Origin of the sequence: Burkholderia sp. SIMBA_062 (assembly GCF_046534765.1) — a bacterium.
In the GTDB taxonomy this organism is placed as follows: Bacteria; Pseudomonadota; Gammaproteobacteria; order Burkholderiales; family Burkholderiaceae; genus Burkholderia; species Burkholderia ambifaria.
Genome location: NZ_JAWRYD010000013.1, coordinates 68,403 through 88,106 on the forward strand (window position 1 = coordinate 68,403; position 19,704 = coordinate 88,106).

A 19,704-nucleotide genomic window follows, 5' to 3' on the forward strand; every position below is an offset into this window, starting at 1 on the left:
GGCGACGACGCGATGACGATGCAGACGATCACGGCCGTGTCCCGCAACGATGACGCGGCCACGCGCGGCGGCGTGCTGCTTGCGCTCGACGGGATCACGGTGACGTTCCCGGGCGTGCGCGCGCTCGATGCCGTGTCGCTGTCGGTGCGGGCGGGCGAAGTGCACGGGCTGATGGGCGAGAACGGCGCGGGCAAGTCGACGCTGTTGAAAGTGCTGTCCGGCGTGAACCAGCCGCAGGCCGGCACGCTGACGCTGAACGGCACGGTGCAGCGCTTCGCGTCGACGCGCGCCGCGCTCGAGGCCGGCATCGCGATCATCTACCAGGAGCTGCATCTGGTGCCGGAGCTGACGGTCGCGGAGAACCTGATGCTCGGGCAGCTGCCGAGCCGGCTCGGCGTGGTCGACGAGCGCGCGCTCGCGGTGCGTGCGCTCGATGCGCTGGAGCGCCTCGGCGAGCACATCGATCCGGACATCCCGGTGAAGTATTTGTCGATCGGCCAGCGCCAGATGATCGAAATCGGCAAGGCGCTGATGCGCGACGCGCGCGTGATCGCGTTCGACGAACCGACGAGTTCGCTGTCCGCGCGCGAGACGACCCAGCTGTTCCGGATCATCCGTTCGCTGCGCGCGGAAGGGCGCGCGATCATCTACGTCACGCACCGGATGGAGGAAGTCGATGCGCTGTGCGACCGCGTGACGGTGTTCCGCGACGGCCGCCGGATCGAGACGTTCGAATCGGTCGCCGACCTCGATCGCGACCAGCTGATCGGCTGCATGGTCGGCCGCTCGATCGAGGACGTGTACGGCTACCGGCCGCGCGCCGCCGGCGACGTGATGATCGAGGCGAAGGGGCTGACCGGGCCCGGCCTGTCCGAGCCGGTGTCGTTCGCCGCGCGCCGCGGCGAGATCGTCGGCTTCTTCGGGCTCGTCGGCGCGGGCCGCTCGGAGCTGATGAAGCTGCTGTACGGCGCGACGCGCCCGAGCGGCGGCCACGTCGAGCTGGGCGGCAAGCGCGTTGCGTTTTCGAGCCCGCGCCACGCGGTGCGCGCCGGCATTGCGCTGTGCCCGGAGGACCGCAAGCAGGAAGGCATCGTCGCGATCGCGTCGGTGGCCGACAACCTGAACATCAGCGCGCGCCGTCATTTCAGCCCGGCGCGCGTGCTGCTCGACGCGCGGCGCGAACGCGAACTCGCGCAACGCTACATCGAGCGGCTCGCGATCAAGACCCGCGACGGCGACACGCCGATCGGCGCGCTGTCGGGCGGCAACCAGCAGAAGGTCGTGCTCGCGCGCTGGCTGGCCGAGCGCATCGACGTGTTCCTGATGGACGAGCCGACGCGCGGCATCGACGTCGGCGCGCGCGCGGAAATCTACAACCTGTTCTACGAACTCGCGGAAGCGGGCCGCACGGTGATCCTCGTGTCGAGCGACCTGGCCGAGGTGATCGGCGTGTCCGACCGGATCATCGTGATGAAGGAAGGACGGGTCGCGGGCGAAGTCGCGAAGGCGCAGGCGACGCCCGACGCGCTGATCAAGCTCGCGCTGCCGCGTTAGCGCCGTGCAGTCAACCGGAAAGCAACTGAACTGATATGAGCCAGGCAATGCAACCCCAACGCACTTCCCCGTCCCCGGATGCCACGGCCGCGCCCGCGCGAGCGCGCGGCGGCGTGTGGCAACTGATCAACCGCTCCGGCATCGTGATGGTGTTTCTCGTGCTGTTCGCGACGCTGTCGCTGACCGTGCCGGACTTCCTCACGTCACGCAACATCCAGGGCCTCTTGCTGTCGGTCACGCTGATCGGTTCGATCGCGGTGACGATGATGTTCGTGCTCGCGCTCGGCGAAGTCGACCTGTCGGTCGCGTCGATCGTCGCGTTCTCGGGCGTCGTCGCGTCGACGCTGATCACCGCGACGCACAGCGTGGTGTTCGGCACCGTGGCCGGCATCCTCGCGGGCGGTGCGGTCGGGCTCGTGAACGGCGTGCTGATCGCGCGCTGGCGGATCAATTCGCTGATCGTCACGCTCGCGATGATGGAAGTCGTGCGCGGGCTCGCGTTCATCACGTCGAACGGCGACGCGGTGATGATCTCCGAGGAACGCTTCTTCGAGCTCGGCGCTGGCTCGTTCCTCGGCATCTCGTACCCGATCTGGAGCAACATCGTCGGCTTCGTCGTGTTCGGCTTCCTGCTGCGCAAGACGGTGTTCGGCAAGAACGTGCTGGCCGTCGGCGGCAACGGCGAGGCCGCGCTGCTCGCGGGGCTGCCGGTGATGCGCATCAAGATCGCGGTGTTCGTGCTGCAGGGGCTCGTGACCGGCTTCGCCGGCGTGATGCTCGCGTCGCGGATGAGCCTCGGCGATCCGAAGACGTCGGTCGGCCTCGAACTCGGCGTGATCTCCGCGTGCGTGCTCGGCGGCGTGTCGCTGACGGGCGGCGTCGCGACGATCTCCGGCGTGCTGGTCGGCGTGCTGATCATGGGCTCCGTGCAGGACGCGATGAGCCTGTTGAACGTGCCGACCTTTTACCAATATCTGATACGCGGCGGAATTCTGTTGCTCGCGGTGCTGTTCGACCAGTATCGTCGCAACCAGCGGCGCGCGATGAAGATCTGACTTTGGTGAAGTGAACGCGCGGCCGCCGGCGAATGCGACAGATATCGGGAGACGGCATGCAACAGATTCAACCGGGCGCGGCGGCGCTGCTGGTCGACAGCCGCAACACGCTCGGCGAAGGCGCGACGTGGTGCGACGGGACGCACGCGCTGTACTGGACGGACATCGAAGGCGCGCGGTTGTGGCGTTGCCGCGCGGACGGCTCGGACCTCGCGCAGTGGCCGATGCCCGAGCGGCTCGCGTGCTTTGCGCTGACGAATGCGCCCGACGTGCTGCTCGTCGGGCTCGCGACGCATCTCGCGTTCTTCGATCGGCGCAGCGGGGCGTTCACGCGCATCGTCGACGTCGAGCCCGATCTGCCGACGCGGCTCAACGACGGCCGCTGCGATCCGTTCGGCGCATTCGTGTTCGGGATGAAGGACGAGGGCGGCGACCCGCCGCGCGCGGTCGGCGGGTTCTACCGGCTCAATCCCGACCTCACGCTCGAACGGCTTGCATTGCCGGCGGCCGCGATCGCGAACAGCATCGCGTTCTCGCCGGATGGGTCGAAGATGTATTTCTGCGATTCGCTGGTGCGCGAGATTTTTGTGTGCGATTACCGTGCAGGCGGCGACGTCGCGAACGTGCGGCCGTTCGCGCGGCTGACCGATGCCGATGGCGACCCGGACGGCTCAATCGTCGATCGTGACGGCGGGCTGTGGAATGCGCAGTGGGGCGGCCGGCGGGTCGTGCGCTACGGGCCGGACGGCGTCGAGACGAACCGCGTGGCGGTGCCGACCGCGCAGCCGAGTTGCGTGACGCTCGACGGCGAAGGCCGGTTGTATGTGACGAGTGCGCGCGTCGGGCTGAGCGACGATGTGCTGGCGGGCGACGCGTATGCGGGCGGCCTGTTCGTCGCGCAGACGCGGCACGCGGGGCTGCCGACCACGCGATTTGCGGGCACACGTACTGAATGAATGGCGGGTGTGGACGGCAGGTTCTATCGGCTGGCAGGCAAAGATCCGGACTGTGCGAAAGATGTGCGTTGAACGAGGCTGATCGGCCCTCGTCTTTCTCAGTGGAATTCACGCGCGCAGCATCCGCGACATGAATGTCGCGCGGAAAACGTGATTGCGGAATGGGTAACACCGACGTGACGCAAGGTCATCCTTTCCCCGTCCACAGCTGCTTCTCATATTCCTCCAGCCACATCAATCGACGGCTCAAAGCCTCGTATAAGAGTCGCTAACACAAGTCATCCACGAATCTAGAGCAGATGACGGCGGTAGCCAGAGCGAGCAAAGCGGCATGAATATCGAGGCGGCGCTCGAAGCGAATCCGGAGCTTGCCGAAACCAGCAAACCAGGCCTGGGTGCGCTCGACGACCCAACGATGACGCCCGAGCCGCTCACTGCTTTCGATACCACGGCGGGCAATACGGGCCTTGATGCCGCGTTGTCTCAGATAGCGCCGGCAACGAGCGAAGTCACACCCTTTGTCGGCGTGCGGTTTGCTCGGCCGCTTGCGCGGCTGCCCGTTCAGCGCTGCGCGATCATCGACTGTGCGCCGCCGACCACCCCTGGGCGATGGCGTGAACTCCGGAATCAGCGGCTCCAGCGCCACCCATAATTCGTTACTGATTTTGCGTCTTGCCATGCCGTAGACGATACGATGCCCGCAGCATCATGTCTGGTTGTGTTAGCCGCTCTAAGAAAATTTCATTCGAAATCTCCCTCCTATTGGTACAACGCTCGGGGAAGGCGCGTGATTCTCCGCAAGAGAAATCACAGATAAATTAATAAAAATTAAGTAGATTTCGATAATCTAATCGCCGACTATGAACGATGCTGAGGTGTTGGGTATTGTCATGTGCCGGAGCATTCTGTCCTTGGTTGTGAAAATCTGCCTCGCAGAATTGAAGGGTTTGGAGCCCGCGACCAATTTTTTGCGAATCTCGTGATAAGTTGCGAGATTCGAAAATTACCAAATATGAGGGGAAATCAAGTTAAAGAAATATTCCATGGCGATTATTGAGATCGCGACTGGCGCTGGGCTCAATTGTAGGTTCCAATTGCATTGAGTGAACAGCGAATCGGCCTTATTATTGAATTTGGAAGTTACGTGAAAATCGCAAAAATTCTGTGCGTGGCGTCGGCCTCGCTTTGGGTTCAGGGCGGGCATGCATCCCCGGTCACTTATAATTTGGACTCTACCCATACTTACCCGAGTTTTGAGGTCGATCACTTTGGTGGGGCGTCAGTTTGGCGCGGTAAATTTCTGAGGAGCTCGGGTGTCGTCGTCCTTGATCGGGCGGCTGGAACTGGGCGACTCGAAGTCGAAACCGAAATATCGAGCGTAGATATCGGCAACGCGGATCTGGACAGGGAAATTGTGGGTCCTGAGATTCTTGACGCGAAAACCTATCCGGTTGCGAAATTCAAAAGCTCGACGATGAAATTCGACGGAGAGAAGTTGGTCGAGGTTGATGGGGTCATTACGCTGCACGGCGTATCGCGGCCGCTGGTTATTTCGATTGATTCATTTAAATGCTATCAGAATCCGCTTTATAAGCGAGAAGTATGCGGAATCGATGGGCATGCTGAATTCAATCGTGATGATTTTGGTGTCGACTACTCCAAAAAACTGGGATTCAAAATGTTCACGCGACTAAAAATTCAGGCTGAAGCTATTCGCGCGGATTAAACATATTTCCTCCGGGTCGTCAATCGCTTGTCGGCTTATGCATGAGTTGAGTGAGGTTGTTTGAAGGTTGACGGCGATGCTCGGCGTCTGCCAGACGATTCAGATAATAAGTGATAATACCGTGCGCTGCCAACGACATATGCCATTCAAATGACCGTCGCGAACGCGAAAATGTGGGGGCGACTCGGGATGTCCGAACTTCGAAGAAAGCCGTAAAACTTTCCGTAGGCACCGTTCCCTCGCAATCGCGTTAGCTAGATAGGCAAATAATATGGTCCATCAATCATCACCCCAACAACCTGCCAACGTAGATTCGATTTTGACGACCCACTCAGCCTCGGCTATCGGACAAGCCATTACAAATGGACGGCTGACGTCTGTTCAGGCAACAAAATGGTTTTTGACGCGGATCGACAAATTTAATGCTGGTCCAAGTGGACTAAATTGCGTGCGTTCTATCTCACCGATAGCCATACAGGAAGCAATGAAAGCTGACGCGGAAATCGCCTCTGGCTTTATCAGGGGGCCGCTGCATGGAGTTCCATATCTTCTAAAAGATAATGTCTTCACAGCGGACGGCTGTGTTGCCTCCGCTGGGTGCAAAGCGCTCGCAGAATTCGTGCCACCTTACGAGGCAACGATCGTGAGTCGTCTGAGAGAAGCCGGGACAATATTGTTAGGAAAAACGAACCTAACCGAATTTGCCGACTTTGTTTCAGATACTATGCCAGCCGAATTTAGTAGCGCTGGCGGAGTAGTGCGTAATCCTCTTGGCCATCGGTATGAACGGGGACAGGGATCAAGCGTCGGTTCGGCATCGGCAGTAGCAGCAAGGTTTTGTGCGTTTGCGATTGGTACAGAGACTCAAAATTCGATTCAATCCCCGGCATTACATAGCTTTGTCGTAGGCTTCAAACCGACTGTCGGACGAGTTAGCCGACACGGGATCGTGCCGTTGGTGCCTAGCCAAGACTCACCTGGGGCGTTGACTCTCACGGTCAAAGACGCCGAACTAGTCTTTGATATCATCGCCGGGCCAGACATGCGAGACAGCATGACTTTAATTAACTTCACCAATGACTTCCCAGTACCTACAAGTTTAAACGGCCTTCGTATAGGGGTTCCGAGACGGTTTATCGCAAACAATGTCATAACTGGAAATAACCTCGCCTTGTTCGAAGCGACACTTGTTGCTTTAGAGAAATCCGGGGCTGTTATCATAGACCCTTGCGATCTGCCTAGTGCAGACGAGCTTGCTGAAGTTCGATCATGCGTGTTTCGCGCCGAATTTAAAGAGAGTTTGAACAGTATGCTTCAGGACCTTAAGCCCTGTGGCATGACTTCTATGCAAGATATCATTCAGTGGAATCGGCTTCATTCAGCCGCCATTCCGTATGGACAGTCATTACTCATAGCATCAGATGCGACCGAGGGCTTGCTAACGCCCAATTATCTCGACGATCGGAGACGAGACATTTTTCTCAGCCGAACGGCTGGAATTGATGCAGCCCTTCGCGCCGGAAATGTCTCGATGCTAATTGCTCCCATGAGTGCAGCGGCGAAGTGCACAGGCAAAGCTGGGGCGCCGGTCGTTGCCATTCCGGTTGGCAGTGATGAGGACGGTTGTCCATTTGGCGTCACGATATTTTCGAGTCAGGGTGCCGATCGTGCATTGTTGAGTGCAGCGACACTGATCGAAAGAGTAATTCCCCAGCGCATAGAGCCAGCAATAATCCGATTTAGCTAATTTTCTTTTTAACCGCATAACTCTATGTTGGAAGAATGAAAGTAAGCGTCGTGCCGTCAGTGAAACTACTTTTTATATTCAATGAACCACCCAGTACGGCAATTCGTTCACGCATGCCTAAAACTCCCCAGTGTCCTGAAATTCCATTTTTAGCCACTTCTGAATTCATGCCAACCCCGTTATCAGCTAAATGCGAGGCAAGTGAGAACATGGAGGTACGCTGAGAGTGATGTGGCCACTATGCATTCGCCCCCCGACCTGCTGGTAAGATGGCCCGCAATTCCATCCAGCACGCGCCATGAGTTCCACCCCGACCAAGCCTGCCCGTTCGAAATCCGCCGCGAAAAGCGCCGCCCGCGCGACGGGCGACAAGCCGAAAGCGCGTGTGCAACAGCGCCTGACCTACGTGATCGGCGGCCTCGACCGGCTGCTGCGCCGCCACATGACCGACGCGCTCGCGCCGCTCGGCATCACGCTCGCGCAATACACGGCGCTGTCGGTGCTCGAGGCGCGCGGCGCGTCGTCGAACGCGCAACTGGCCGAGCGCTCGTGGATCACGCCGCAATCGGCGAACGAGGTGATGAGCGTGATGGCCGCCCGCGGTTTCGTCACGCGCGAAGCCGACCCGTCACACGGCCGCATCATCCTGCTGACGCTGACCGACGCGGGCGCGGCGATGCTGCGTGAATGTGAAGCCGTGCTGCGCCCGCTCGAGACGCGCATGCTCGGCGACATCTCCGCCGACGACGCCGCGCACGTGCAGCGCGCCCTCGAATTGTTCTCGCGCAACCTGCGCGGCTGACCGCTTCCCGCATTTTCACGACGCGGGCCCGCCAGGCCCGCGCTCGCTTCGTACGCGCCATCGGCGCTCGGCCAACCGCTCCCTGATTTCCCCGCCGCCTTCCCCGCGTTCCGCTCCGGGTTTACACCGGCGCTCATGCCGCTTGCAATATCAGGTAGCCTGATATTAAATGAAGTCGTCCGCAGCACGCACGCTGCGCACCGAATCGCACTGGAAACGAACGACAGGAACAGACATGAGCAAGTACGACAACCGCTGGCAGACCGTTGAAGTGAACGTGGAGGCCGGCATCGCCTGGGTGACGTTGAATCGCCCCGAGAAGCGCAACGCAATGAGCCCGACGCTGAACCGGGAGATGCTGGAAGTCCTCGACGCGGTCGAGTTCGATGACGACGCGAAGGTGCTGGTGCTGACCGGCGCGGGCAGCGCATGGACGGCCGGCATGGATCTGAAGGAATATTTCCGCGAGATCGACGGCGGCTCCGACGCGCTGCAGGAAAAGGTGCGGCGCGACGCATCGGAATGGCAGTGGCGCCGTCTGCGGATGTACAACAAGCCGACGATCGCGATGGTGAACGGCTGGTGCTTCGGCGGCGGGTTCTCGCCGCTCGTCGCGTGCGACCTCGCGATCGCCGCGGACGAAGCGGTGTTCGGGCTGTCGGAGATCAACTGGGGCATCCCGCCGGGCAACCTCGTCAGCAAGGCGATGGCGGACACGGTCGGGCATCGCCGCGCGCTGCACTACATCATGACCGGTGACACGTTTACCGGCGTCGAAGCGGCAGAAATGGGCCTCGTGAACAGCAGCGTGCCGCTCGCTGGCCTGCGCGACGCGACGATCGCGCTCGCCGCACGGCTGATGGACAAGAACCCGGTCGTGCTGCGCGCGGCGAAGCATGGCTTCAAGCGTTCGCGCGAACTCACGTGGGAGCAGTGCGAGGATTATCTGTATGCGAAGCTCGACCAGGCGCAGTTGCGCGACCCGGAGCGCGGCCGCGAGCAGGGGCTGAAGCAGTTCCTCGACGACAAGGCGATCAAGCCGGGCCTGCAGGCATACAAGCGCTGAGACAAGCGCCGACGCAGCCGCCGGCTTCCCCGCCGGTGTAATCGCAAGAGACAGGCAAGGCAGGAGACGACATGACCGACAGACGGATGCTGATCGGCGGCGAGTGGTGCACCGCCGGCGACGGCCGCACCTTCGACCGCTTCAACCCCGCGACGGGCGCGCTCGCGTCGCGCGCGCCGGCGGCCGGCGCGGCCGACGCCGACGCGGCGATCGACGCCGCGCACCGCGCGTTCCCCGCCTGGGCGGCGCTCGCGCCGACCGAGCGGCGCCGCCGGCTGCTGAAGGCGGCCGACCTGATGGACGCGCGCATCGACGCATTCATCGCGACCGGCGTCGCCGAAACCGGCGCGACGCCCGGCTGGCTCGGCTTCAACGTGACGCTCGCGGCGAACATGCTGCGCGAGGCCGCGTCGATGACCACCCAGATCGCCGGCGACGTGATCCCGTCCGACGTACCGGGCAATCTCGCGCTCGCGATGCGCGTGCCGTGCGGCGTGGTGCTCGGCATCGCGCCGTGGAATGCACCGGTGATCCTCGGCACGCGTGCGCTGGCGATGCCGCTCGCATGCGGCAACACGGTCGTGCTGAAGGCGTCCGAGGCGTGCCCGGGCGTGCACGCGCTGATCGGCGCGGTGCTGGACGACGCGGGGCTCGGCGCGGGCGTCGTCAACGTGATCACGCACGCGGCGGCCGATGCGCCGGAACTCGTCGAGCGGCTGATCGCGCATCCGCACGTGAAGCGGATCAACTTCACCGGGTCGACGCACGTCGGGCGCATCATCGCGCGCCACGCGGCAGCGCACCTGAAACCCGTGCTGCTCGAACTCGGCGGCAAAGCGCCGGTGCTGGTGCTCGACGATGCGGATCTCGATGCAGCCGTTGACGCGATCGCATTCGGCGCGTTCTTCAACCAAGGGCAGATCTGCATGTCGACCGAGCGCGTGATCGTCGCGCGGCCGATCGCCGATGCGCTCGTCGAACGGCTGGCCGCGAAGGCCCGCACGCTGGTCGCCGGCGATCCGCTGGCCGGCCATCCGCTCGGCACGATGGTCGACGCGGCGGCCGCCGCGCGCGCGGCGTCTTTGGTCGAAGATGCGCGTGCGCGTGGCGCGCAACTGCCGCTCGGTTGTCGCGTCGAGGGCGCGACGATGCAGCCGGCGATCGTCGACGGCGTCACGCGCGACATGCGGCTCTATCGCGAGGAATCGTTCGCGCCGGTGGTCGCGATCCTGCGCGCGGACAGCGACGACGAAGCGGTCGCGCTCGCAAACGACAGCGAGTTCGGGCTGTCGGCAAGCGTGTTCAGCCGCGATATCGCGCGGGCGATGACGCTCGCGCGACGGATCGAGTCGGGGATCTGCCACATCAACGGGCCGACCGTGCACGACGAGGCGCAGATGCCGTTCGGCGGCACCAAGGCGAGCGGTTACGGCCGCTTCGGCAGCCGTGCGTCGATCGCCGAATTCACCGAGCTGCGCTGGATCACCGTGCAGACCACGCCGCGGCATTACCCCATATGAGCGAGGCCACGATGAATGTAGCGACGCCCGCGAGCGGGCCGGTGAACGACACGGGCGGCGTGCGCTATCGCGCGGCGGCCGTCGCCGTTGGCGCGGCCGAGATTCGCCGCGCGGAAAACGGCACGTGGTACCTGCGTTCGCGCGAACCGCTCGGCGACTACCCGACGCGCCTGACCGACTGCCTCGTGCGCGGCGCGCAAGCGCACCCCGATCGCGTGCTGGCCGCGCGGCGCGGCGCCGACGGACGCTGGATCGAGATCACCTACGCGCAGATGCTCGAACGCGCTCGCGCGCTGGGCCAGGGCCTCGTCGATCTCGGGCTGTCGGCCGAGCGCCCGCTCGCGGTGCTGTCCGGCAACGATCTCGAGCATCTGCAACTGATGTTCGCGGCCATGCTGGCCGGCGTGCCGTATGCGCCGATCTCGCCCGCGTATTCGCTCGTGTCGACCGACTACGGCAAGCTGCGCCACACGCTCGGCGTGCTGCGGCCCGGTGCGGTGTTTGTCGCCGAACGCGCGCCGTTCACGCGTGCGCTCGACGCCACGTTGCCGGCCGATGCGGCGCTGCTCGTCGCACGCGACGAGGATGCCGACGCGGACGCGCACGGAAAGGGCCGCGCGGTGCCGCTCTCGCGCTTGCTCGCCACGGCACCGCGCACGATCGACGCGATCCACGCGGCGGTCGGCCCCGATCATTTGGCGAAGATCCTGTTCACGTCCGGTTCGACGAAGCAGCCGAAGGCGGTGCCGACCACGCACCGGATGCTGTGCAGCAACCAGCAGATGCTGCGCCAGACGATGCCCGAACTCACGCGCGAGCCGCCGGTGCTGGTCGACTGGCTGCCGTGGAATCACACGTTCGGCGGCAGTCACAACCTCGGCATCGCGCTGTACAACGGCGGCACGCTGTACATCGACGACGGCCGCCCGATGCCGGGCCGCTTCGACGAAACCGTGCGCAACCTGCGCGAGATCGCGCCGACGATCTACTTCAACGTGCCGAAGGGCTGGGAAGAGCTGACCGTCGCGCTCGAACGCGATGCCGCGCTGCGCGACACGTTCTTCTCGCGTGTGAAGCTGTACTTCTTCGGCGGCGCGGGGCTGTCGCAGGCCGCGTGGGACCGGCTCGACCGCGTGACCGAAGCGCATTGCGGCGAGCGCATCCGGATCATGGCCGGCCTCGGGATGACGGAAGCGTCGCCGTCGTGCCTGTTCACGACGGGGCCGCTGATGCGCGCCGGCTATATCGGGCTGCCGGCGCCGGGCTGCGACGCGAAGCTGGTGCCGTGCGGCGGCAAGCTCGAGCTGCGTTTCAAGGGGCCGAACGTGATGCGCGGCTACTGGCACGCGGACGTCGATCCGCGCGACGTGTTCGACGACGAAGGGTATTACCGCAGCGGCGACGCGGGGGTCTTTGCCGATCCGCAGCGGCCGGAACTCGGGCTGCAGTTCGACGGACGGCTGACCGAGGACTTCAAGCTGAGCAGCGGCACCTTCGTGAGCGTCGGGCCGTTGCGCGCGAACGCGGTGTCGAGCGGCGCGCCGTACGTGCAGGACGTGGTCGTCACCGGGATCAATCGCGACGACATCGGGCTGCTCGTGTTTCCGCGCGTCGACGCGTGCCGCGCGCTGGCGGGGCTCGCCGCCGACGCGCCGGTGTCCGACGTGCTGCGCGCGCCGGCCGTGCGCGCGGCGTTCACGACGTGGCTGGCCACACTGAACCGGCATGCCAGCGGCGGTTCGACGTTCGTCGCGCGCATCCGGCTGATCGACACGCCGCCGTCGCTCGATCTCGGCGAAGTGACCGACAAGGGTTCGCTGAACCAGGCGGCCGTGCAGCAGCATCGCGCCGCGACGATCGACGCGCTGTACGACCCGGCGCGGCGCGATCCCGACGTGATTTACGCGTAGGCATCACGAGCAGGCATAAGCAGGACCAAGCAGGCATAACGACCGGCCGGTCACGACACCGGCAGGCATTCTTGCGGCCAGCGAATCAGGCGGCCTGATAAAGGCGGCCGTTCGGACGACACCTCGCGCGCCGATCCGCCACTGGCCGGCGGCGGCGCGCGGCGGCCGTTGCAGGGCCGACCGACTACAAGACATGGGATTGGAGACATGATGAACACCTACGTTGCCGAAAAATCCACGGTCGCGACCACGCTCGCGCTGTGTTTCGCGGTCGCACTCCTCGAAGGGCTCGACCTGCAGTCGGTCGGTGTCGCCGCGCCGCGCATGGCGCACGAATTCGGGCTGACCGTGTCGCAGATGGGCATCGCGTTCAGCGCGGGCACCTTCGGGCTGCTGCCGGGCGCGATGCTGGGCGGGCGGCTCGCCGACCGGATCGGCCGCAAGCGCGTGCTGATCGCGTCGGCCGTGCTGTTCGGGCTGCTGTCGATCGCGACCGCGCAGGTGTCGAGCTTCTGGATGCTCGTCGTCGTGCGCGTGCTGACCGGCATCGGCCTCGGCGGCGCGATGCCGAACCTGATCGCGCTGTCGTCCGAAGCGGTCGAGCCGCGCTCGCGCAGCAGCGCGGTGGCGACGATGTACTGCGGCATTCCGTTCGGCGGCGTGATCGCGTCGCTGATCGGCGTGCTGCTCGCTGGCGACACCGAATGGCGGCACATCTTCTACGTCGGCGGTGCGGGGCCGCTGCTGCTCGTGCCGCTGCTCGCGTGGTGCCTGCCGGAATCGCGCGCGTATCTCGACGTCGCCGGCACGCCGGCCGCGCGCACCAGCGTCGCGCACACGCTGTTCGGCGACGGTCGCACGACGTCGACGTTCGCGCTGTGGATCAGCTACTTCTGCACGCTGATCGTCCTCTACTTCCTGCTGAACTGGCTGCCGTCGCTGATGGCCGCGCGCGGGCTCGATCGCGCGCATGTCGGCCTCGTGCAGATCGCGTTCAACGTCGGCGCGGGGCTCGGCGCGCTCGGCATCGGCGCGGCGCTCGACCGGATGCGCGCGTCGCGCGTGGTCGGCGGCATGTATGTCGGGATCGTGCTGTCGCTTGCCGCGCTCGCGGCCGCGCCCGGCTTCGCGTCGCTCGCGGCGGCCGCGTTTGCCGCCGGGATGTTCGTGGTCGGCGGGCAATCGGTGCTGTATGCGCTCGCGGCGATCTATTACCCGACCGCGATGCGCGGCACGGGCGTGGGCGCGGCGGTGGCGGTGGGGCGGCTCGGTTCCGTCGTCGGGCCGCTCGCGGCCGCGACGCTGCTGGCCGCCGGCCGCAGCGCGCCGGTCGTGATCGGCGCGAGCATCCCCGTCACGCTCGTCGCGGCCGTCGCCGCGCTGGTGCTGATTCGCCGCCCGCAAGCCGGCGACTGACTGTCACGGTTTTTCGATGCGCGCCGTCAGAGCGCGCCTACTCAAGGTCTGGAGACACAACGCAATGAAGACGAAAACCAGGAACGGCCTGCTGGCCGCCGGCGCCTGCTGTGCGCTCGCCGCGCCGGGCGCGCACGCGCAGTCGAGCGTGACGCTGTACGGAATCATCGACACGGGCGTCGAGTACGTGTCGCACGCGAACGCGGCCGGCGATCACGTGGTGCGCATGCCAGGCGTGACGGGCGAACTGCCGTCACGCTGGGGGCTGCGCGGCACCGAGGATCTCGGCGGCGGCTACCAGGCGGTGTTCACGCTCGAAAGCGGTTTCAACGTGCGCGGCGGCGATCTCGGGCAGGGCGGGCGGCTGTTCGGGCGGCAGGCGTTCGTCGGGCTGAAGAGCGGCTTCGGCACGCTCGCGTTCGGCCGCCAGTACACGATGACCTATCTCGCGCTGCAGGGCGCGGACATCATTGGCCCCGACATCTACGGGCTCGGCTCGTTCGACGCATACGTGCCGAACGGCCGCGCCGACAACGCGGTGACCTACGTCGGCACGTATCGCGGCGTGACGCTCGGCGCCGCGTATTCGTTCGGCCGCGACGGCGCGGGCACCGGCAACTCGCCGGGGCAGGGCACGTGCGCGGGGCAGGTGCCGGGCGACGCGGTGCAATGCCGCAACTGGTCGGTGATGCTCAAGTACGACAGCGCGTATTTCGGCGCGGCGGCGTCGTACGAGGAGCAGCGCGGCGGCACGGGCGCCGCCGCGAACTTCTTCGACGGCGTCGCGCCGGTCGCCTTCACCAGCAGCGGCGGCAAGGACGCGCGCACCCACGTGAGCGCATATGCGCAGGCGGCGGGCGCGCGCATCGGCGCGGGCTGGATCGGGCGGCGCGTGTCGACCGGCTCGCCGGCCGCGGCCGGCGCGCATTCGGACCTGTTCTTTCTCGGCGCGTCGTATGCGATCAAGCCCGACTTCATCGTCGACGGCGAAGGCTACCGGATCGTCAACAGCGCGCACGACACGCGCGCGACGATGGCCACGCTGCGCGCGACCTATCTGCTGACCAAGCGCACTGCCGTCTACGCGCAATCGTCGTATCTGTGGAACAGCGCGCATGCGCGCTACGCAGTGAGCGGCGGCGGTGCCGGCACGACGCCCGGCCAGGGGATGGGTCAGCTCGGCGCGATGGTCGGCGTGCGGCACATGTTCTGATTCGGCAGCCTGACGAACGGGAGATATCGTGAATCGAAAATCTGCATTCCTCTGTATCGCGCCGCTGTCGGCGGCCATGCTCGCCGGTTGCGGCGGCGACGATTCGGTCAGTTCCGCGCCGACGCATCTGAGCGCCGCGACGCCGGCCGCGATGACGCAGACCTGCGACGCGCTCGCCGCGAAGCTCGCGTATGCGAACACGTCGTTCACGTCGGTGACGACCGCGGCTGCCGGCGCGCTGACGGTGGCCGGCAAGCCCATCGCCGAGCACTGCGTGATCGCAGGGAAGATGAACGAGCGCGTGAGCGCGGTGGACGGCAACACCTATGCGATCGGCTTCGAGATGCGTTTGCCGAAGGCATGGAACGGCCGCTTCTTCTACCAGGCGAACGGTGGGCTCGACGGCATCGTCGTGACCGCGACCGGCGCAATCGGCGGCGGCCCGCTGACCAACGCGCTGAACCAGGGTTTCGCGGTGATCAGCTCGGATTCCGGGCACAGCGCCGCGCAGAACCCGCTGTTCGGCCTCGATCCGCAGGCGCGGCTCGACTACGGCTACGGCGCCGTCGATGCGCTCACGCCGATGGCCAAGCAGGTGATCCGGCTCGCGTACGGCAAGACGCCCGACCGCAGCTATTTCGGCGGCTGCTCGAACGGCGGCCGTCACGCGATGGTCACGGCCGTGCGCAACCCGGGCGACTACGACGGGATCATCGCCGGCGACCCGGGCTTTCACCTGCCGAAGGCGGCGATCGGCGAGATGTACGGTGCGCAGCAGTTCGCGAAGATCGCATCGGCGACCGGCTCGAACGAGCTGCTGGACATCCGCAGCGGCTTTAACGACGCGGAGCGCCAGTTCGTCGGCGCGAAGATCCTCGACAAGTGCGATGCGCTCGACGGCGCGACGGACGGCATGGTGCAGGACGTCGCCGCCTGTCAGGCGCACTTCAGCGTCGAGACGGACATCCCGGCCTGCGCGAACGACACGCGCACCGGCGCCTGCCTGACGACCGCGCAGAAGAGTGCGCTCGAGAACGTGTTCGCGGGGGCGCGCAACAGCGCCGGCACGGCGCTCTACGCGAGCTTTCCATACGATCCGGGTGTGGCTGCCGCCGGCTGGGCCGGCTGGAAGCAGTCGAATTCGATCACGCTCGACCCGGCCGCGATGGCGTTCACGTTCATGACCCCGCCGAAAACCGCCGCGACGCTCGCGAACCTCGCGGGCTTCGCGCTCGGCTTCGACATGGACCACGACGCGCCGGCGATCTTCGCGACGAACGGCGTGTACACGCAATCGTCGTGGTCGTTCATGACGCCGCCCGACGAGACCAACCTGTCCGCGCTGAAGTCGCGTGGCGCGAAGCTGCTCGTCTATCACGGCACCGGAGATCCGGTGTTCTCGTTCAACGATACGCGCGACTGGTATGCGCAGGTCGCACAGGCGAATGGCGGCGATGCGTCGAGCTTCGCGCGCTTCTATCCGGTGCCGGGGATGAACCACTGCGCAGGCGGGCCGGCGGCCGACCAGTTCGACATGCTGACGCCGCTCGTGGCGTGGGTCGAGCAGGGGCAGGCGCCCGCCGCGATCGTTGCCGCCGCGCGCGACGCGACGAACGCGGTGCCGAATGCGGACGTGCCGAGCGCGTGGGGGGCCGGCCGCACGCGTCCGCTGTGCCCGTATCCGCAGGTCGCGCGCTACAACGGTTCGGGCGACGTGAATTCGGCGGCGAACTTCAGTTGTCGCTGACGGTGCGGGTGTGCGGATGTGCCGATGGGTGCATGGATCGGACCATCCGCCGTGGTTCCGCAGCGGCAATGGCGGGCGCGCCGGTGCGCAGGAAAACGGCGGTGAGCCGCGCGTGACGAGCGCGTTTGCCGCCGGAGGCCGCGCCCGGGATACTATGGCGCTTTCCTGTCGGCGCGACGCGTGCTGACCGACGTTCCTCGCCAGGTATCTTTCCACCGATTCAACCATGCAAACCGTAGCGGTACTGGACTTCGAAACAACCGGGCTTTCTCCGAACCTGGGCGACAGGGCGACCGAGATCGCCGTGATCCTTCTGCGCGACGGCGAGATCGTCGACCGTTACCAGAGCCTGATGAACGCGGGACGCCGCATTCCGTCCGACGTCGTCGCGCTCACCGGGATCACCAACGAGATGATTGCGTCGGCGCCGCCGGTGTCGCAGGTCATGAAGGAAGCCGCCGCGTTCGTCGGAAACCATCCGGTCGTCGCGCACAACGCCGGCTTCGACAAGCGGTTCTGGCAGGCCGAGCTCGGGATGCTCGGCATGGCGGCCGAGCATGCGTTTGCGTGCACGATGCTCGTCGCGCGGCGCGTCTACCCGCACGCGCGGAGTCACCGGCTGTCGAGCCTGGCGGACATGCTGCGCCTGCCGCAGACGGGCCGCGCTCACCGGGCGATGGTCGACGCGGAGATCGCGAGCCATCTGTGGTGCCGGTTGCAGCGCGACATCGGCGCGACTTACGGCGTGCGACACATCGATCACGGGCTCATGTCGCGCTTGCAGACGACGAGCAAGGCGAAGGTCGCGACGTTTTTCGGGTCATTGGCCGCCGACGGGCGCTGACGTCACGCGTCGACATCCACCGGCACCTCGAGCCCGACCTTTACCCGGCTCATGCTCACCAGCGTCTTGAACCGCTTCACGTTGTTGTTCGCGAAGAACAGCTCGCGCGTGAGCGCGTTGTACTGATCCATGTTGCGCACGGCCAGGATCAGCACGAAATCCCACTCCCCGGTCACGTAGTAGCACTGCTGGATCTGCGGGCAGCGCTCGAAGGTCCGCTTCATCGCGTCGAGCAGGTCGCCAACTTCGTGTTCATCGGCAACGGCGTAGCGGCCGGGCACGGCGGCGTGCCGCTGCACAACGCGACGTACGATTTCAACGACGAGATCCTGTCGGTCGGCGCGCGCTATTTCGCGGAAGTGGCGCGGCGCGCGTTGCAGGCCGCGTAGCGCACCTGCCGGCAGGCGGCTACGCGGATCGCACGGATGACGGCATGCCGGCGAGCCTCTCGTTACATCACTCCAGCTCGCCCAGACACGCGTCGAACTGCGCGACGAGCGTGTCGACGTCGTCGGCCGTCGTCTGCGGACACACGAGCATCATGTTGTGGAACGGCGTGATCAGCACGCCGCGATTCAGCAGGTACAGGTGCACGATGTGCTCGAGCTCGCTGTCGAGCTGTTCGCCCGCGATCGTGCCGTTGCGCGGCGGCGTGGACGTGAACTGGAACTCGGTGCGCGCGCCGATGCGCGTCACGCACCACGGCAGACCGTGTGTCGCGATCGCCTGTTCGAGCCCGGTGGCGAGTCGCGCGGCCCGTTCGAACATGTGCGCATACGCGGCGTCGGTCGCGACTTCGGCGAGCGTCGCGCGCATCGCTCGCATCGCGAGCATGTTCGCGGTGAGCGTCGTACCGATCCCGGAATGGCCGGGCGGCGCGTTCAGCTTCGCCTTTTTCGCGCGTTCCGCGAATTCGGCGCTGAAACCGTACACCGCGCACGGCACGCCGCCGGCGATCGGCTTGCCGACCACCAGCGCGTCCGCGTCGAGGCCGTGCGCGGCCGCGTAGCCGCCCGGGCCGCTGCTGATCGTGTGCGTTTCGTCGATCACGAGCAGCGTGCCGTAGCGGCGCGTCAGCGCGCGCGCGGCCTCCCAGAAGCCCGGCTCCGGCAACACCATCCCGATGTTCGTCATCGCGGGCTCGGCGAGCACGCATGCGACGTCGCCCACCTTCAGCGCCGCTTCGAGCGCGTCGAGATCGTTGAACTCGACGACGCGCGTGTTCGCGAGCAGGTCGTAGGACTGCCCGAGCAGGCTGTCGCGCTGCGTGGGGCGGCCGTTGACGAGATCGACGAACACGTCGTCGACGGTCCCGTGATAGCAGCCGTTGAACACGACGATCGTGTTGCGGCCGGTGGCCGCGCGCGCCCAGCGCAGCACGAAGCGGTTTGCGTCGCTCGCGCTCAGCGCGAACTGCCAGACCGGCAGCCGGAAGCGGCGCGCGAGTTCGCGCGACACCCATGCGGCGTCCTCGCTCGGCAGCATCGTCGTGTAGCCGCGGGTCGCCTGGTCGGCGAGCGCGCGGGCGACCGGCTCGGGCGCATGGCCGAACATCGCGCCGGTGTCGCCGAGGCAGAAGTCCGCGTAGCGATGACCGTCGACGTCGGTGACGGTCGCACCGCGCGCTTCCTTCACGACGAGCGAGAACGGGGTCGACCAGTCCTGCATCCAGTGTAACGGCACGCCGAACAGCAAATGCTCGGCGGCTTCCGCGGACAACGCGCGGGAGGTCGGCATGGCTTCGGTGAATGCACGGCGCTCGCGATCGAACAATGCGCGGGCGCGGATGAGGTCGACTCCGTGTCGGGAACGCAAAGGCGGCTCCTGGGCTGTGAGGGTGGAGAAACGATAGCGCGGGCGGCAGGGGGCTGACCAGAGGCGGAATCATCGAGACCGACGCGCGCGAAACCGGCATGCCGGGCGCTTTTCCGGTTGATTTCGAGATTGCACAGGTAAATGGAAAGCCGGTAAAGCGTGCAGGTATTCATCGATTCTGGTGCGGCTTTTCGCGATCTATCGTGATGGTATGCCGCGGCGCGAGCCGTGCGTGGGGTGCCGTCGATGCTGAATGTGCGGCGCATCCGGCGCGCTGTCGCGATCGCATGCGGACAATCCGACCGCACGCGCATGCGGCTGCGCGCACCGAAT

Annotated in this window: 15 protein-coding genes and 3 pseudogenes; 14 read left to right on the forward strand and 4 right to left on the reverse strand. The window is 65.7% G+C overall.

Annotation, left to right across the window (positions count from 1 at the left end; all coding sequences use genetic code 11):
- Positions 1–12 precede the first annotated feature (12 nt).
- Genes araG through SB786_RS16310 form a run of 3 tightly spaced genes read left to right on the forward strand, consistent with a single transcriptional unit; the run spans position 13 to position 3,565 of the window.
- A complete protein-coding gene (araG, locus tag SB786_RS16300; RefSeq protein ID WP_410728340.1) occupies positions 13–1,554 on the forward strand; it encodes an L-arabinose ABC transporter ATP-binding protein AraG in 1,542 nt (513 codons plus the stop codon).
- 35 nt (positions 1,555–1,589) lie between these two features.
- On the forward strand, positions 1,590–2,609 hold the full coding sequence (gene araH / locus SB786_RS16305) for an L-arabinose ABC transporter permease AraH (RefSeq protein WP_410728341.1): 1,020 nt from the start codon (positions 1,590–1,592) through the stop codon (positions 2,607–2,609).
- 56 nt (positions 2,610–2,665) lie between these two features.
- Positions 2,666–3,565, forward strand: coding sequence for an SMP-30/gluconolactonase/LRE family protein (locus SB786_RS16310; protein WP_410728342.1), 900 nt, complete (start codon positions 2,666–2,668; stop codon positions 3,563–3,565).
- A gap of 268 nt (positions 3,566–3,833) precedes the next feature.
- Here the strand turns inward: SB786_RS16310 and SB786_RS16315 are convergent.
- Positions 3,834–4,130: pseudogene (locus tag SB786_RS16315) on the reverse strand (transposase); the annotation flags it as partial.
- 579 nt (positions 4,131–4,709) lie between these two features.
- Between SB786_RS16315 and SB786_RS16320 the strand changes: the two are divergent.
- A complete protein-coding gene (locus tag SB786_RS16320) occupies positions 4,710–5,291 on the forward strand; it encodes a YceI family protein (RefSeq protein WP_410728343.1) in 582 nt (193 codons plus the stop codon).
- 271 nt (positions 5,292–5,562) lie between these two features.
- Positions 5,563–7,038, forward strand: a complete 1,476-nt coding sequence (locus tag SB786_RS16325) for an amidase family protein (RefSeq protein WP_410728344.1) — start codon at positions 5,563–5,565, stop codon at positions 7,036–7,038.
- A 22-nt stretch (positions 7,039–7,060) separates the two neighbouring features.
- Here the strand turns inward: SB786_RS16325 and SB786_RS16330 are convergent, their stop codons facing one another.
- Entirely contained in the window at positions 7,061–7,249 is a 189-nt protein-coding gene (locus tag SB786_RS16330) for a hypothetical protein (protein WP_410728345.1), read from the reverse strand.
- Positions 7,250–7,336: 87 nt separating this feature from the next.
- On the opposite strand from SB786_RS16330, the gene SB786_RS16335 reads away from it, so the two are divergent.
- The 8 genes from SB786_RS16335 (at position 7,337) to SB786_RS16370 (ending at position 17,556) form a co-directional block, all read left to right on the forward strand.
- The gene (locus SB786_RS16335; RefSeq protein ID WP_410728346.1) at positions 7,337–7,840 is read left to right on the forward strand and encodes a MarR family winged helix-turn-helix transcriptional regulator; all 504 of its coding nucleotides are present in this window, start codon (positions 7,337–7,339) and stop codon (positions 7,838–7,840) included.
- A gap of 235 nt (positions 7,841–8,075) precedes the next feature.
- The gene (locus tag SB786_RS16340; protein WP_006758826.1) at positions 8,076–8,906 is read left to right on the forward strand and encodes a p-hydroxycinnamoyl CoA hydratase/lyase; all 831 of its coding nucleotides are present in this window, start codon (positions 8,076–8,078) and stop codon (positions 8,904–8,906) included.
- A gap of 71 nt (positions 8,907–8,977) precedes the next feature.
- On the forward strand, positions 8,978–10,426 hold the full coding sequence (locus SB786_RS16345; protein WP_410728347.1) for an aldehyde dehydrogenase: 1,449 nt from the start codon (positions 8,978–8,980) through the stop codon (positions 10,424–10,426).
- Entirely contained in the window at positions 10,423–12,336 is a 1,914-nt protein-coding gene (locus SB786_RS16350; protein ID WP_410728348.1) for a feruloyl-CoA synthase, read from the forward strand. The genes SB786_RS16345 and SB786_RS16350 overlap by 4 nt, the downstream gene beginning before the upstream one ends.
- Before the next feature lie 210 nt (positions 12,337–12,546).
- Positions 12,547–13,752: a 3-(3-hydroxy-phenyl)propionate transporter MhpT gene (gene mhpT / locus SB786_RS16355; RefSeq protein WP_410728349.1), complete on the forward strand. Its 1,206-nt coding sequence runs from the start codon at positions 12,547–12,549 to the stop codon at positions 13,750–13,752.
- A gap of 64 nt (positions 13,753–13,816) precedes the next feature.
- Positions 13,817–14,965, forward strand: coding sequence for a porin (locus SB786_RS16360; protein WP_410728350.1), 1,149 nt, complete (start codon positions 13,817–13,819; stop codon positions 14,963–14,965).
- 28 nt (positions 14,966–14,993) lie between these two features.
- A complete protein-coding gene (locus SB786_RS16365; protein WP_410728351.1) occupies positions 14,994–16,712 on the forward strand; it encodes a tannase/feruloyl esterase family alpha/beta hydrolase in 1,719 nt (572 codons plus the stop codon).
- Between the two features lie 226 nt (positions 16,713–16,938).
- Positions 16,939–17,556 carry a PolC-type DNA polymerase III gene (locus SB786_RS16370; RefSeq protein ID WP_410728352.1) on the forward strand — a complete coding sequence of 206 codons (618 nt, stop codon included), beginning with the start codon at positions 16,939–16,941 and terminating at the stop codon, positions 17,554–17,556.
- Between the two features lie 2 nt (positions 17,557–17,558).
- Here SB786_RS16370 and SB786_RS16375 read toward each other — a convergent pair.
- Positions 17,559–17,810 (reverse strand): annotated as a pseudogene (locus SB786_RS16375) (Lrp/AsnC ligand binding domain-containing protein); the annotation flags it as partial.
- On the opposite strand from SB786_RS16375, the pseudogene SB786_RS16380 reads away from it, so the two are divergent.
- A pseudogene (locus tag SB786_RS16380) lies at positions 17,799–17,945 on the forward strand (amidohydrolase); the annotation flags it as partial. The pseudogenes SB786_RS16375 and SB786_RS16380 overlap by 12 nt on opposite strands.
- 67 nt (positions 17,946–18,012) lie before the next feature.
- On the opposite strand, the gene SB786_RS16385 reads toward SB786_RS16380, so the two are convergent.
- Positions 18,013–19,371 carry an aspartate aminotransferase family protein gene (locus tag SB786_RS16385; protein WP_410728353.1) on the reverse strand — a complete coding sequence of 453 codons (1,359 nt, stop codon included), beginning with the start codon at positions 19,369–19,371 and terminating at the stop codon, positions 18,013–18,015.
- Positions 19,372–19,704 lie beyond the last annotated feature (333 nt).

Excerpts from the sequence above, each read along its gene's own strand:
- araG (WP_410728340.1), top strand. The coding sequence starts at position 13 with ATGACGATGCAGACGATCACGGCCGTGTCCCGCAACGATGACGCGGCC.
- araH (WP_410728341.1), top strand. The coding sequence starts at position 1,590 with ATGAGCCAGGCAATGCAACCCCAACGCACTTCCCCGTCCCCGGATGCC.
- SB786_RS16310 (WP_410728342.1), top strand. The coding sequence starts at position 2,666 with ATGCAACAGATTCAACCGGGCGCGGCGGCGCTGCTGGTCGACAGCCGC.
- SB786_RS16325 (WP_410728344.1), top strand. The coding sequence starts at position 5,563 with ATGGTCCATCAATCATCACCCCAACAACCTGCCAACGTAGATTCGATT.
- SB786_RS16330 (WP_410728345.1), bottom strand. The coding sequence starts at position 7,249 with ATGTTCTCACTTGCCTCGCATTTAGCTGATAACGGGGTTGGCATGAAT.
- SB786_RS16335 (WP_410728346.1), top strand. The coding sequence starts at position 7,337 with ATGAGTTCCACCCCGACCAAGCCTGCCCGTTCGAAATCCGCCGCGAAA.
- SB786_RS16340 (WP_006758826.1), top strand. The coding sequence starts at position 8,076 with ATGAGCAAGTACGACAACCGCTGGCAGACCGTTGAAGTGAACGTGGAG.
- SB786_RS16345 (WP_410728347.1), top strand. The coding sequence starts at position 8,978 with ATGACCGACAGACGGATGCTGATCGGCGGCGAGTGGTGCACCGCCGGC.
- SB786_RS16350 (WP_410728348.1), top strand. The coding sequence starts at position 10,423 with ATGAGCGAGGCCACGATGAATGTAGCGACGCCCGCGAGCGGGCCGGTG.
- mhpT (WP_410728349.1), top strand. The coding sequence starts at position 12,547 with ATGAACACCTACGTTGCCGAAAAATCCACGGTCGCGACCACGCTCGCG.
- SB786_RS16360 (WP_410728350.1), top strand. The coding sequence starts at position 13,817 with ATGAAGACGAAAACCAGGAACGGCCTGCTGGCCGCCGGCGCCTGCTGT.
- SB786_RS16370 (WP_410728352.1), top strand. The coding sequence starts at position 16,939 with ATGCAAACCGTAGCGGTACTGGACTTCGAAACAACCGGGCTTTCTCCG.